The organism is Shewanella bicestrii (assembly GCF_002216875.1).
GTDB classification, from domain to species: Bacteria; Pseudomonadota; Gammaproteobacteria; order Enterobacterales; family Shewanellaceae; genus Shewanella; species Shewanella seohaensis.
The window spans coordinates 729,537-744,601 of sequence record NZ_CP022358.1; the positions used below are offsets into that span (position 1 = coordinate 729,537).

Annotated in this window: 10 protein-coding genes; 4 read left to right on the top strand and 6 right to left on the bottom strand. The window is 44.8% G+C overall.

From position 1 onward, the window contains the following. The first annotated feature begins 81 nt into the window (after positions 1-81). The gene (gene gcvP, locus CF168_RS03300; RefSeq protein ID WP_089066966.1) at positions 82-2,970 is read left to right on the top strand and encodes an aminomethyl-transferring glycine dehydrogenase; all 2,889 of its coding nucleotides are present in this window, start codon (positions 82-84) and stop codon (positions 2,968-2,970) included. Between the two features lie 207 nt (positions 2,971-3,177). Here gcvP and CF168_RS03305 read toward each other — a convergent pair whose 3' ends face one another. From CF168_RS03305 to CF168_RS03325, 5 genes are all read right to left on the bottom strand, one after another. After that, entirely contained in the window at positions 3,178-5,319 is a 2,142-nt protein-coding gene (locus CF168_RS03305; RefSeq protein WP_089066967.1) for a recombinase RecF, read from the bottom strand. Next, positions 5,309-5,959, bottom strand: coding sequence for a hypothetical protein (locus CF168_RS03310; RefSeq protein WP_089066968.1), 651 nt, complete (start codon positions 5,957-5,959; stop codon positions 5,309-5,311). The genes CF168_RS03305 and CF168_RS03310 overlap by 11 nt, the downstream gene beginning before the upstream one ends. A gap of 12 nt (positions 5,960-5,971) precedes the next feature. Further along, positions 5,972-7,879, bottom strand: a complete 1,908-nt coding sequence (locus CF168_RS03315) for an SIR2 family NAD-dependent protein deacylase (RefSeq protein WP_089066969.1) — start codon at positions 7,877-7,879, stop codon at positions 5,972-5,974. Positions 7,880-7,940: 61 nt separating this feature from the next. Continuing rightward, positions 7,941-8,867, bottom strand: a complete 927-nt coding sequence (locus tag CF168_RS22475) for a nuclease-related domain-containing protein (RefSeq protein ID WP_206191656.1) — start codon at positions 8,865-8,867, stop codon at positions 7,941-7,943. Positions 8,868-9,230: 363 nt separating this feature from the next. Next, complete coding sequence (locus CF168_RS03325) at positions 9,231-9,476, bottom strand: DUF3297 family protein (RefSeq protein WP_011624059.1); 246 nt, start codon at positions 9,474-9,476, stop codon at positions 9,231-9,233. Positions 9,477-9,780: 304 nt separating this feature from the next. On the opposite strand from CF168_RS03325, the gene CF168_RS03330 reads away from it, so the two are divergent. Continuing rightward, on the top strand, positions 9,781-10,170 hold the full coding sequence (locus CF168_RS03330; protein WP_089066970.1) for a ribosome recycling factor family protein: 390 nt from the start codon (positions 9,781-9,783) through the stop codon (positions 10,168-10,170). A gap of 224 nt (positions 10,171-10,394) precedes the next feature. Here the strand turns inward: CF168_RS03330 and CF168_RS03335 are convergent, their stop codons facing one another. Beyond that, entirely contained in the window at positions 10,395-12,059 is a 1,665-nt protein-coding gene (locus tag CF168_RS03335) for a methyl-accepting chemotaxis protein (protein WP_011624057.1), read from the bottom strand. 316 nt (positions 12,060-12,375) lie between these two features. On the opposite strand from CF168_RS03335, the gene CF168_RS03340 reads away from it, so the two are divergent. Continuing rightward, entirely contained in the window at positions 12,376-12,618 is a 243-nt protein-coding gene (locus CF168_RS03340) for a hypothetical protein (RefSeq protein WP_089066971.1), read from the top strand. A 218-nt stretch (positions 12,619-12,836) separates the two neighbouring features. After that, positions 12,837-15,023, top strand: a complete 2,187-nt coding sequence (locus CF168_RS03345) for an OsmC domain/YcaO domain-containing protein (RefSeq protein WP_089066972.1) — start codon at positions 12,837-12,839, stop codon at positions 15,021-15,023. Positions 15,024-15,065 lie beyond the last annotated feature (42 nt).

Genomic DNA, 15,065 nt, shown 5'->3' on the forward strand with positions numbered 1-15,065 from the left:
AGCGCAAGTTTGACATAACAATAGCCCGTTTATCAGTACCCTACAGTTCTGAGCTACGGCAAATCTGGAACAAGGTTTATCATGACCAAGCAAACCCTCACTCAGTTAGAACAGCACGATTTATTCTTACGTCGCCATATCGGCCCGGATAGCAGCCAACAACAAGAAATGTTGAACTACGTTGGTGCTGAGTCTCTGGACGATCTGACTGCGCAAATCGTGCCTGAGTCGATCCGTTTAAGCCAAGAGTTGAGCATTGGTGATTCCTGCGGCGAAGCCGAAGGCATTGCTTACATTCGTGGTTTAGCCAAACAAAACCAAGTCTTCAAAAGCTACATTGGTATGGGTTACTACGGTACCCAAGTACCTAATGTGATTTTACGTAACGTCTTCGAAAATCCAGGCTGGTACACGGCGTACACGCCATATCAGCCAGAGATCGCCCAAGGCCGTTTAGAAGCCATTCTAAACTTCCAACAAGTGTCTATGGATTTAACCGGTTTAGATTTAGCCTCTGCTTCACTGCTGGACGAAGCGACTGCCGCCGCCGAAGCGATGGCGCTGGCTAAGCGTGTGTCTAAAGCCAAAAAAGCCAACATCTTCTTCGTAGCCGATGACGTATTCCCACAAACCTTAGACGTAGTGAAGACTCGCGCTGAGTGTTTTGGTTTTGAAGTGGTGGTAGGTCCTGCCCATGAAGCAGTAAACCACGAACTGTTTGGTGCCCTGTTCCAGTATTCAAACCGTTTCGGTCAAATCACTGACTTCACAGACTTATTCGCCGAATTACGCGCGAAGAACGTGATTGTGACTGTGGCTGCCGACATCATGGCATTAGTGTTACTCAAGTCACCGGGTGCCATGGGCGCCGACGTGGTCTTCGGTAGCGCACAGCGTTTCGGTGTGCCGATGGGCTTTGGTGGCCCACACGCGGCCTTCTTCGTCGCCCGTGATGAGCACAAACGCTCTATGCCTGGCCGTATCATCGGTGTGTCAAAGGACACCCGTGGTAACCGCGCACTGCGTATGGCGATGCAGACTCGTGAGCAACATATCCGCCGCGAAAAAGCCAACTCAAACATTTGTACCGCGCAAATTCTGTTAGCGAACATGGCGTCTTTCTACGCCGTATTCCACGGCCCACAAGGCCTGAAAACCATCGCATCACGCATCAACCGCTTCACCGATATCTTAGCCGCTGGCTTACAAGCTAAAGGCGTGAGCTTAGTGAACAACACTTGGTTCGATACCATCAGCATCAAAGGCTTAGACGTTGCAGCAGTGAATGCTCGTGCGCTGGCCGCTGAAATGAACCTGCGTTTCGATGCTGACGGCATCGTCGGCGTGAGCTTAGATGAAACCACTATCCGCAGCGATATCGAAGCCCTGTTCGATGTGATTTTAGGTGCTGGCCATGGCTTAGACGTTGCCGCATTAGACGCGCAAATCGTGGCGCAAGGTAGCCAATCGATTCCAGCGTCTTTAGTGCGTGAAGATGCCATCCTGAGCCACCCAACCTTCAATCGCTACCAAAGCGAAACCGAGATGATGCGTTATATCAAGCGTCTCGAAAGCAAAGACTTAGCACTGAACTACTCAATGATTTCATTGGGTTCATGCACCATGAAGTTAAACGCTGCGGTTGAAATGCTGCCGGTGAGCTGGCCAGAATTTGCTAACATGCACCCATTCTGCCCACTGGATCAAGCCAAGGGTTACACTCAACTGATTGAAGAACTGTCTTCATGGTTAGTGAATGTCACAGGTTACGATGCCGTGTGTATCCAACCTAACTCTGGCGCACAGGGTGAATACGCGGGTCTGCTGGCGATTCGTAAATACCACGAGTCTCGCGGGCAGGCCCACAGAAACATCTGCTTAATCCCACAATCTGCCCACGGCACTAACCCTGCATCGGCGCAATTAGCCGGTATGCAAGTGGTTGTGACTGCCTGTGACAAGCAAGGTAACGTGGATTTAGAAGATCTGAAGGCCAAAGCGGCTGAAGTGGCAGAAAACCTGTCATGTATCATGATCACTTACCCATCGACCCACGGTGTGTACGAAGAATCTATCCGCGAAATCTGCAACATTGTGCACCAGCACGGTGGTCAAGTGTACTTGGACGGCGCCAACATGAACGCCCAAGTTGGCTTAACCTCACCAGGCTTTATCGGTGCCGACGTATCGCACCTTAACCTGCACAAAACCTTCGCGATTCCACATGGCGGCGGTGGTCCAGGTATGGGCCCAATCGGCGTGAAAGCGCACTTAGCGCCGTTCGTCGCGGGTCACGTTGTAGTGAAACCAGGCCGCGAAAGCGATAACAACGGTGCAGTTTCTGCAGCGCCATACGGCAGTGCTGGCATTCTGCCAATCAGCTGGATGTACATTAAGCTACTCGGTTCAAACGGCCTGAAAAAGTCGACTCAAACCGCACTGTTAAACGCTAACTACGTGATGAAGAAGCTGTCTGAACACTACCCAGTACTGTTCCGTGGCCGTAACGATCGCGTTGCGCACGAATGTATTATCGACCTGCGTCCAATTAAAGAAGCCTCTGGCGTGACCGAAATGGATATCGCTAAGCGTCTGAATGACTACGGTTTCCATGCACCAACCATGAGCTTCCCTGTTGCGGGCACGCTGATGATTGAGCCAACCGAATCTGAGTCTAAGGTTGAACTGGACCGCTTTATCGACGCTATGGTGTCCATCCGCGCCGAAATCGCGAAAGTTGAAGCAGGCGAGTGGCCAGCGGACAACAACCCGCTGCACAACGCGCCACACACTATGGCCGATATTATGGACCCAGCGTTCGATTCACGCCCATACAGCCGTGAAGTGGCCGTGTTCCCAAGTGCTGCAGTGCGTACTAACAAGTTCTGGCCGACCGTGAACCGTATTGATGACGTGTACGGCGACCGTAATTTGTTCTGTGCGTGTGTGCCGATGGAAGACTACGAGTAAGGATAATGGCTACTTGGCCTAGATAATTCGGCGTCAGCCAATACTTTTCGCTACTCATTGACACCAGTCAACTCCGTGGCTAAAAGCATCGGCTTCCTTGCCTTATCGTCGGCAGTAACGCCATTATCATTCTTAGGCTTTAGCGAATTTGAAGCATCGAAAAGCGAACCCCTTGGTTCGCTTTTTTATTGGTGGATTTCTATTTATTCAATTACTAAACAAGCGATTAATTGCTGATTCTGCTCGAGAAATTGATGAAGTTTGCTCACCCATTTCAACTTTAAAACAGTTGAAACTAGGTCCAGCCTCAGGTGACCAATCCTCAAACTGAATGACTCTCATACTTCTACCTTGTGGTGGCAGTAAAAAATCCAATAAGCGGTTGGTAAGATCTTCATGGTGACTAGTAACAATCACTTGTCGTTTCCACTTATCTCTATCGTTAGCATATGCCATCTTTCTGAGTAACACTGCTGCGGGGATCAATTGGTTCATATCTAACGATGTTGTGAAGTCATCAAAACCTATTACTTGATGGTTTAACGTATCTGCGAGCGCTAAATTAAGATTGATGGTCCAACAAATAGCAAGTTGGGTTTTTTGCCCTGTCGATAAGTCGGAAAATTTAACCTTATTTTGTGTTTCAAAAGTCCATGTAGGTTTTTTATCTGTACCAGTATTACTAAGTTTGATTGGGAGGAAGCCTTTAGGGAAATGAAATCTATTTAGTAATGAATTCATGTTTTCAGTCAAACTTTGTAGCTCAACAGCAGGAATTTCGCTCATAAGGTTTAGTAATTGGCTGTTTATTCCTGACTCCTGTTTACAAATTTTTATCGCACTAGATAGTAAGGTTTCTGCATTTTCAATACTCTCAGGTTGGCTAATATTTTTTTCATCAACTTGTTTGTCATACTCAATACTTGACCAATCCCGAAATGTACCAATCAAAATTTTAAGTGAGTAAATATCGTTATTTTCAAATTGAGCTTTTGGCAATTTAGCAAGTTTGTTTTTTGCGTAACTAAGTGCTTCACCTACCGTTAACGTTTTTTCTTGGAATTTTTCTTTTAACTCAAAATTGAAACGATTGAATTGATCTGCCGCAGTACTATATAAGTTTAATCGTTGGATTTCTGTTGAAATTCGTTTACCTTGATCTTCAATTTTTATACGTTGCTGATATAGTTCTTTAAGCTTTTTCTGGCTAATAACTTTTAATTTGTCAAGGTTGTAAGTCAAATCTTCAATAATTTTGGCTAAACTAACGCTTTCAGCATCATTATCAAAAGCACTTAGCCATTGCTCGATATTTTCATGAAAACTATTTAACCAGTTTTCAAGACTATCACTGTCTATAAGCTTTCTTATTACATCCGATACTTTTTGATATTCTTTTCGAAGTTCTTCTTGTTCAGGTAAAAGTTTTTTTATCTCAGGTAAATACTTATTCTCATCAACATCAACAATAAGCAGATCTAACGATGAGGGTGATAAATTATTTCCTTTTCTTCCATCTAACCATTTTACTTCTAATTCAACAGGTAACTGTTCCAGTATATCGAAGAAGGCAGGGTCAAACTCTAGATTTTTATCTTGCTCAGGTTTATCTGCCATTATTTTTAACTCAACATCTCTGAGGCACTTTTCAATATGAGCTAAATACTCAGGAATACTCTCACCTATTACCTTGTTATTACTCGTTAATTCACTTAGTCCTTTAGACAGATTTCTTATTTGCGAGTCCCATTTACTCTGCAAATTCCCATTATTTATTGTGAGCGTAGATGACTTTAATAATGCTTTAATAGGATTGTCATTGTTAAGAGATTCTGTTTTTTCAGTGATTATTCCTGCAAATTTCTTCCGTTCTGCTTCATAATCTTTTCGGTATTTACTCTGCTGTAATTTTTGTTGCAATTTCTCTAATTCTATTTGCAGTGATTTAAGGCTCGCTTTCATTTCGTGCGCGGGCTTGTTATCCGGTTCAAGTAGTTGTATTACTTCATTGCAGGCTAGTTCTTTAATATGTTCCTGAAAGAAAAAAGTTGATACAGTCTTTAAAAAATCACCCACATGATTTTTTTCACCTATGTCGAACTTATTACCATTTACCACGACTAACCCAGTTTTTTCATCTTGATTAAGATATTTTTTAGGGATACCGTCTTGGTTCATCGTCCAGTCTAAGGCTTCTAATAATGATGTTTTTCCTACACCATTCTTGCCTGTGATCAGAATTAAATCAGCGTTATCAAAATCAAAACGATTATTTGTTTGACCTTGGTTATACCTATATCCTTTAAAATTTTGAAGCTCAATTGAACTGATAGTTTTATTAAGCGTCATTTTTTGTTCCTTCAAAGAATTGTGTACCTAATAGGTTATTTAAATCATCAACAATCTCTTGTTGCCAATTTCGAGCCATTTTATCTACTTGTCCATGCTCCAAAGCTTGAAGCACATTATCTGTATACCGCCCAAAAAGCTGCGGTTCAGTACCTGTTGGAATTTTTGCAGAAGGAATAGTCTCAAGTAAAAGTTCTTTAAAACGTTTGTTATCAATACGCTTGGGCGAATACGCCTTAACTTGTAATGCTCCAGTCCATTTATCTAAAAGCTCTTTTACACTAGGATACTCTTCAGCATTTGCTATTTGGACAATAAAACGGCCACGGTGCCAGTCCTGATCACCTGTTATGTTAATCCATTGATTTAATATGTTTTGTTTGTTGATGGCATCAAGATCAATGATCGCAATTAATGGTGAGAAATACTGAAGGTCGCGAAGTAAATCTGCCAGTTGGTCCATTTTCTGCGCGATGTCAAAACGCATATCAGTCCAATTAATTTTGTCAGCATTAATTGCTGGCGATAACCATATAACTAAATTGCAAGCTGATGAGCAATGGACTGAGATAGGCATTATTGATAATGTTTGATCAGTTCTTTTATCTAGCTCGATGCTAAAGTAGTCATTTTTTTCCAATTTTCACTTCCTTTAGACTTGTATTAAGTAAGAGCGCTTATTTAAGCTTGGCTGGTTCGCATAGTAATAATGAGTAGGTGATTGAACTGCATCCATTAGTCTTTTATTTATAGACGAAATACTATTCAGGCGCCCATCATAGAAAATATGCTTCCATCCCAAAGCAATTATGGTGCTAGGTTGCAAGGTGCTTTTGTCCACGGTTTTTGATAAACGATGTATTTGTGGTCTAGTACAACTTCCCGAATTTCCTATTAGAAGAATCAATTCTGCGGCACCAGTTATTTTATTTGATATATTTGAATCGGTTAAGAATGATGGGCTGGCTGAAACGTACAGAGATTTCACTTCATCTTTTAGCGAAATCCCAATACCTCTTTTTTGGCAAAAGCTAATCTGTTCTTTACGATTTTTATGCAAAATAAATAGCAACAACATCAGCTCGGACATCAGCGCTTTATTTTCATTAACGGGTACGTAGTGAGCAGATTCGTCTTGCTCATTAAAATGGCCTTTTAACATCTGAAGACACGTACTAAACGCTTGATAAATATTTTCTGGTAATATTGTCCTAGCACATATCTGTTTTAACGAGCTCAACCAGTCTGGCACACTTGTTATTTGCGATTTTTCATTATCTTGAAGTTTGTCATCGTCAAGAGTCTTTTCGAAGGTCGATAAAATCTCGCCAAGTATTGTTGAAGCATAGGGAACAATTGCAGTAAAACTTGCATTTGCAGCAACAATACAGTGCTTAAGCGCATTGATTAACAGTTGGCGATAGATACGCTCAAAAATAGCCTGCCATAGTTCGTCAGCAGATAAAGACCATCCAATCTTAGGGTTCCGAATAATTAGCTGATCGCCATCTAGCGCGTTGAAACCATGCTGAAAAGCATATGTTTTAACAATTTGCTGTTGGTGAAAACTAGGATGTGGTGCGTAAATTGCTACTATTGGTGCAGTTGGCGTATCAAATAAAGTTCCATTTGCCTTTTTTGGCGAATAGTCGGAATATTCATCCAATACTGTTTGTAATGTATGATGAATTTGTGGTTCGTCGCTACCAAACCCATTAAAAAATAATGTATTAGAACGTAGTCTGTCTTTAAATATATCTGCTGCCCATTGCCGATTACGCCATTGTTGCAGTTGACGTTCAGTAAGTAAGATTCGCTCACATTGATCTTCATTACTACCATCGCCTAGTTCTTTAGCACAACCGTTTATTTTGAAAATTTTAAGATGATTAACGACTTCATTTGACGCTGCACCGAGTTCTCGATATTTATTCAGGTTTGCGATTACATCAGCATACCCCTTGCCTGCGACTTTTTCGTAAGCTTTTTCAAAGTTACAATCATAGTTGGTCGTGATAACTTCATTGATTAAGGACTCTCTAGCCAGTTTAGCTATAATTTTATGAGTAGGAGTTGGTTCGAGTTTTGTGTATTCGATAATTCTTAACAACTCAACAAGTTGTTTGTAAGGTGTTTCAGGATTATTCGATTCATCGTATTGGCTATTTACTTCCCACAAGAAAAGTTCAGCCAAATTTCCTAGTTTAAGGTTTTTCGCTGCTAAAATTACGTCACAAAAGAAGCAGCCAGATTTAATGTTGCCAACCGATACAATTGAATGCCCTAGCTGTTTCAGTCTTATTTGGCATCCTTGTTGAACATTTATTCCGTTAATCGTTGTAATATGGGTGCAAACTGGGCCATGAAGATTTTCATTATAATTAGCAACACGCCGTTTTAACAAATTTTTTTCGAGAGTCTCTACCATCCACGGTACACTGTGATAATTATATGTTTCAGGATGCTTACTAGATATCGAAATACCAGCCCCAGCAACAGGAACACATCGTCTATTTAGAATTTGTCTAACGGCATATTCGAAAGAATTATTAGGGTTCATTTCAAACTCAATTTGGTTTTATCTATCTTCAAAAATAGAGTCAGTTTAAGTTTATCTAATTTCATTTCCCAACCTCGCTTTTACTTAGGCATCTTTGGGCGACTTGGTAGATGATGGTGTCGACCTGTTGCTGGGTAAGATCTTGGGTTTTCAGTTTCGGGATCGTTCCGACTAATTGTTTGTGGTTGAGGATCGGGAACGGTGGTTTTGATTGACTGGTGACATACCAGCCGGGGAATACTAGGGCTGGGGTGGCTGCGACGGGGGAGCCTGTGGCTTTGGTTAACCATTGGCTGACCCACTTAGCCTGACGTTCGGCTTGTTCTATGGGTTTGGTTTCGGTCCACGAGGGGAAGTTTAAGCGCCCGTCTTTGTAAAATACTTCATAGCCTTTCTTACCAGAACTAGAGCCAGAGCCTCCGCCATTGCCATTGGTTTGGCGTAGGTCTTTATTGCGCTTATGGCGACCTTTGGTTTCAATCGCGAATACACCATTTTTGCCGATGACGAGGTGGTCGATATTAAAGCCGTCGGCTTGCACATCGTGAAACACTTGATAGCCCAAGGCTTGTAGGCCGATTAGTTCATTAGCGGTGGCGATCTCTGCCGTATGCCCTAGGCGTAATTTGGTGAGTTTGGAAAAGTTTTTCCACGTTTTAAAGCTGCAATAGCTTAAGCCCATTAACGCTGAAATACTTAACATCCAAGGGAATTTACCTGCTGCGATATGAGCTTGAATGCTGTTAAGTGCAAAGGGGAAGCAAAAGATCATGGCTCCCATCATCATGTAACCCATTAAATCTAATTGCAGATCTTGGATTTGCTTTTGTAAGCCATAGGCGGGAATGCGGGTTAGCTGCTCACGGTCAACGGGCAGGGTTAGTGTTGCATCGCGGTATCGAAGAAACACATGCAACACTCCTGCTCCGACAAATAGGCTGGATAGAATAATTACAACGGATAATAGATTGCTGCCGAAATCTGCCATTTACATCCTTGAAATAGAAAGGTTTATTGTTAATTCCATAACGCACACATGTTGAATGTGCTTGATACCTTGGTGGCAGAGGAGGCTGTTAAGAGTGGGGCGGCATGGTACAGATTGGCTGCTTTGTCCTTAAATAGCGTGCTCGATAGTGGCGTTCGAGTGTGGCTCTGCATTTCCCTTAGTGGTCACACTTTAACCCGCGCTATGCGGTTTAATCAATGCGTTTTATCACAAAAGCTTATTTTAAATAACAACTTGTGAATACTTGGGGAGATGAATTGCTGGGCGGTTTGGGGTTATACAGGGCAAATAAAAACGGCCAATCGAATTGGCCGTTTTTATTATCCATTAAGCGGTGGGTGCTTAACGGTAAAATGCTTCTACTGTGCCTTTGATGGTTAACAGTAGAGGTTGACCGCGACGGTCTAAAGATTTGCTTGGTACTTTAACCCAGCCTTCGCTGATGCAGTATTCTTCAACATCGAAACGTTCTTTACCGTTCACGCGGATACCCACATCGTATTGGAAGACTTCAGCTACATGGTGGCGGCTGCGTGGGTTAACCGAAAGACGATCCGGTAATGCGGGTTGTGAAGTTGTGTCAGTCATGGTCGTTATCTGTAGTGAACAAAAAGTGCGTTATTGTAGGCAATCCCGCCGCCTTGCTCAAGGACTGTTGTTGTCAGTCTGTGACGCCTGAGCCGCTATCTTGGGCGAGCGGCGCTTAGCGTGAGTTGATGCGTGAGTTGTTGCATGGGTCTGTATCGTCTTTTGTTCGCACGCCCTGCAGGGTAAACTCTTGCGGCGTTGGCTATATGCATCTCGCAAAATGCTTAGTGCTTTGCGCTTACGACTTAGCGCCGCGCTCCGTTATTCACCCATATTCGACCCAAGGCCCGATAGTTAACTTGCCATGCACGATGATATTAGTATTTCCTTGCCATCCCTTATCCATCGCATCGGCCGCGAGGCGGTTAAGCGGGCGCAGGCGATTGCTGTGCAAAAGGGCTGCGAGCTAAAGCGGGTGCGCCGCTCCCGTAATTGGATCATCACTGGGCAGGCTATCGCGATTCAAAGCTGTTGTGTCGAGTTAAAAGCACTGAGTGATACTGCCGAATTTGCCTTTATGATCAAAAAGATCGACAGCGGCTTATTACAACACGCCGATAAGCTTGAACCACTCGGCGCAAAATTGATTCGTCTGATCAACCAAAACCCCGCCATTACCTTGGGCGAACTGATGCAACAAACCCAATGCACGATGAGCGAGGCGCGTCTTGCCCGCTTCGAGGCCGAGCTTTGATGCCGAGCGTCGATGCCGAACTTTGAGGCTGAACTCTCATGTCGCCCCTGAGCTTATGCAGAGTTATTCGCTGGCAGCCAGCAAGAAAAAGGCCTCAATTGCTTGAGGCCTTAAGTGGTTAAAGATAGCGATTTATACCGAATAGATTATCACTGAATCGACGTACGCCGAGGTGATGAACACCTAATCGACGTACGCCGACCGTAGATATCACGCCTTAGGCGTTAAATCTTAAATTGGCCCACGAGTTTGCCGAGGTTAAGTCCTTCCTGCGACACGGTTTGGCTCACGCTCGCCGCCTCTTCGCTGGAGTGCAGTAGCTCATTCACAATCTCTTGAATAGCAAACACATTGCGGTTGATTTCTTCGGTCACTGAGCTTTGCTCGGTCGCCGCCGTGGCAATTTGGGTACTCATATCGTTGATGGCGGTCACAGCCGAGGTCACTGAGCCTAAGCTTTCGGAGATGGCGCGGGACGAATCCACCGAGCGTATACAACTCTGCTGACTCTCTTCCATGGTTTTAACCGCTAAGCTCACCAGCTTGTGCAGCTCAGATAGCATCTCGTTGATTTCTAATGTGCTTGATTGAGTGCGGCTGGCTAAGTTACGTACCTCATCGGCCACCACGGCAAAGCCGCGACCCTGCTCACCGGCGCGGGCGGCTTCAATCGCGGCGTTTAATGCCAACAGGTTGGTTTGCTCGGCAATACCGCCGATCACCGAGAGCACGCTATTAATTTTTTGCGACTGTTCACTCAAAGATTGAATGTTGCTGGCGGCATTATTGATTTGCGCCATCAGCGCCGAAATCTCCTCTAACGAGGCATCGACACAGCGCTGGGCATTGGCCACATCGCCCGTGGCGGCGTGGGTCGCTTCGGCCACTTGGGTGGTGTTTTGCGCCACTTCACTCGCGGTGGCAGACATCTCAGTAATGGCGGTAACCACTTGATCAGTCTCATTGTTATGGCTGATAAGCTGGCGCGACATTACCTTGGTTTGGTCATGAATCGCATTGGCTGCGGTTTTGACCTTAGCGGTGGCATGGGCCACATCACCGATAATGGTTTGCAGTTTATCGACAAACAGGTTGAAGGAGCGGCCGAGTTGGGCAATTTCATCGTCGCCCTTCACCGCAAGGCGCTTGGTTAAATCGCCTTCGCCTTTGGCGATATCGTTTAAGTTATCGGCCATATTTTTAATCGGTGTGACCATGCGCTGTGCGGTCACTAAGATCACGGCGGCGGTAATGGCTGCTAATAACAGTGCAATCAATAAAATCGCGTAGGACTTATCGATCATCTGCTCGGTCACTGTGGTGCGGTAATCCTCAACCACGGCATCGATATCGTCGATATAGGCGCCGGTGCCGAGCATCCAATCTGTGCCTGGGATCATCATGGAGTAGCCGATTTTTTCGATTTGCTCGTTGGTATTGGGTTTTTGGAAATAGAACGAGAAATTACCGTCACCGTTTTTGGCAGCATTGAGTAGGCCGACAATGATCTTGGTGCCACGGGGATCGGTCATATCGATTTTATTCTGCCCCTCGAGGTTGGGCATGACCGCATGGAATAGGTTTTTACCTTGGGAATCATAAATAAAGAAGTAGCCCGAACTGCCAAAGCGAATATCACGTAGGGCTTGGTTAACATTGCCCTGTTCTTTTAACGATAGCTGGTATTGCACTATGCCTGCGGCGATTTGGGTGGCTTCTTTGATTTGGGTTTTACGCTCACCGATTAACTTTTCTCTAAATGTGGTGACTTCATCGGCAAGCGCCGATTGCTCGACATGGTAGGAAACTGTCATCAGCACTATGAGGGTCAGAATCAACGGGAACAGTGCGAGTAGGAGCAATTTGTTACGTAAACTGAAATTAGACATGTTCAACAACTCCGGAATAAGCCGCTTTAATATTGCAGGGCAGTATAACGAATCCCCAATATTCTTAAGTGCTTAAGTTAACAAAAATCTAATGTAACCGACAAAAGTGCAAAGTGGTATTTGACTTAAGGATGAGGGCGACAGGCTGAATCACTTCGTTGATCTTAATCAAAGCCTCAATAAGCCAATGCGCTCATTATATTAGCTAATCTTTATGCATAGGCGGCGCTTGTTTGTTTGAGTGGCTAAACGGTGCGATGCAAGCTTAAACAAGACGACTCAAGCTTAATCAAGACCCGCAACTAAAGGCAGGACTGTGACTAATCAAAGGCTGATAACGCTGTTAAAAATCTGCATTGGCCTTGGGCTGTGTCTGATTATGCTTGGGATTTATCTGCATAATTTTAATGAAACTGTCGAAGCCATGGGCGTAAGAGGCATTATTATCAGCGCCGTTTGCGTTGCCGTTGGCATGGCGTTATCCCTGCCGACAAAGATGTATCTCACCTTTTTACTGGTTAAGCGCGAGGCGGATAAGCAAGGCAGTGCCGAGCATTAAGCCTTGGCTAAACCACAGTGGATGCTGCAATAAATCCTACTGCTCTGCTTGCAACTCATCGCATAAAAATCCCGCTGGTGTTTTTTTAACATAATTAACCCAAGACTAATGGGCGAAAAACACCGATAATTCCCCCCAAGACGATAGCGCCCAAGGGCAATGCTGTGCGGTAACGAATGCGATTATCGCGTTTGAGCATATTAAGTGGAAAAATTCTAATGGAAATCAAAGTTAATTTTCTCGACAACCTGAGACTCGAAGCAAAGTTCGACGATTTTACGGTAACGGCCGATCAGCCCATCCGTTATAAGGGCGATGGCTCGGCGCCGAGTCCCTTCGACTACTTCTTAGCTTCTTCGGCATTGTGCGCCGCCTACTTTGTGAAGGTATATTGTAAATCCCGCGATATTCCGACGGACAATATCCGTCTGTCACAAAACAATATTGTCGACCCAGAAGATCGCTACAACCAGATTTTCCAGATCAATGTCGAATTACCCGATGATATTTCGGATAAAGATCGCGAAGGTATTTTGCGCTCTATCGACCGCTGCACAGTGAAAAAAGTCGTGCAGACTGGCCCAGAATTTAGAATCGAAACCGTTGAAAACCTCGATGCCGATGCCAATGCCATGTTGATGGGTCAGCCAGGCGACGACAGCAGCACCTATATCTTGGGTAAAGACTTACCGTTGGAGCAGACCATTGCCAATATGACCGGCATTTTGGCTGAGCTGGGGATGAAGATTGAGATCTCCTCATGGCGCAATATTGTGCCCAACGTGTGGTCACTGCATATCCGTGATGCTGCATCGCCGATGTGTTTTACCAATGGTAAAGGCGCAACCAAAGAGAGCGCGCTGTGCTCGGCCCTCGGTGAGTTTATCGAGCGTTTAAACAATAACTTCTTCTATAACGATCAATTCTTTGGGGTTGAGATCGCAAGCAGCGAGTTTGTGCATTATCCCAACGAAAAGTGGTTTGCCTTAGAAGAGGATGATTCGCTGCCAGCGGGCCTGTTAGATGACTACTGCCTAGAGATTTATAACCCCGATGAGGAGCTGTGTGGCTCGCATCTTATCGACACCAACTCGGGCAATCGTGACCGTGGTATTTGTGCGATTCCGTACAAGCGTAAATCCGATGGTGAGACGGTGTACTTCCCATCAAACCTGATTGAAAACCTGTTCTTAAGCAATGGTATGAGCGCGGGTAACAACATCAAAGAAGCCGAAGTACAGTGTCTGTCTGAAATCTTCGAGCGCGCGGTGAAACGCCAAATTATCGAGCAAGAAATCGTTCTGCCAGACGTGCCTATGTCGGTGTTAGAAAAATACCCAAGCATTCTTGCGGGCATTAAGGGCTTAGAAGAACAAGGCTTCCCTGTGGTAGTGAAAGACGCCTCCTTAGGCGGCCAGTTCCCAGTCATGTGCGTGACGCTGATGAACCCGAAAACCGGTGGAGTATTTGCCTCCTTCGGTGCTCACCCAAGCTTTGAAGTGGCATTGGAGCGCAGCCTGACCGAATTGCTCCAAGGTCGCAGTTTTGAAGGCTTAAACGATGTACCAAAACCGACCTTTAACAGCATGGCGGTGAGCGAGCCTGAAAACTTTGTTGAACACTTTATCGACTCAACGGGTGTGATCTCCTGGCGCTTCTTTAGCAGCAAGCATGATTATGAGTTCTGCGAATGGGATTTCTCTGGCACCAACCAAGAGGAAGCGGACCGCTTATTCGGCATTTTAGAAGATCTCGGTAAAGAGGTGTATGTTGCCGAATTTACCGAATTAGGCGCATCGGCTTGTCGTATTTTAGTGCCTGATTACTCAGAAGTTTATCCAGTAGAAGACCTGATTTGGGATAACACCAACAAGGCGCTGGATTACCGTGAAGATATTCTGAATCTGCATTCTTTAAGCACTAAGCAATTGGTTAACCTAGTCAATCGTTTAGAAGAAAGTCAGCTCGATAACTACACAGATATTCGTACCCTGATTGGTATCGTCTTCGATGAAAATACTGTCTGGGGTAAGTTGACGATTATCGAACTTAAGATCCTGATTTATCTGGCACTCGGCGCGCATGAAGAAGCACTGGAATTAGTCGGTGAGTTCCTGCAATTTAACGATAATACCGTGAAGCGTAATCTGTTCTTCCAAGCAATGAGCGCGGTATTGGAAGTGACGCTGGATGAAGACCTTGAACTCGAAGACTTTAGCCATAACTTTACCCGCATGTTTGGCGCGGAAGTGATGGAACAAGTGGTCGGTAGCGTTACGGGTAAAGTCCGTTTCAGCGGTTTAACTAAGACCAGCATGCAGCTCGAAGGGATTGAGCCACATTTACGCTTAATCGAGAGCTATAAGAAACTGCATGCCGCCCGCAAGGCCAAAGCGGCGCAATAATCGCGACGCTAAGTGTGTGAAGTACATAAAAAAGCGAACCTA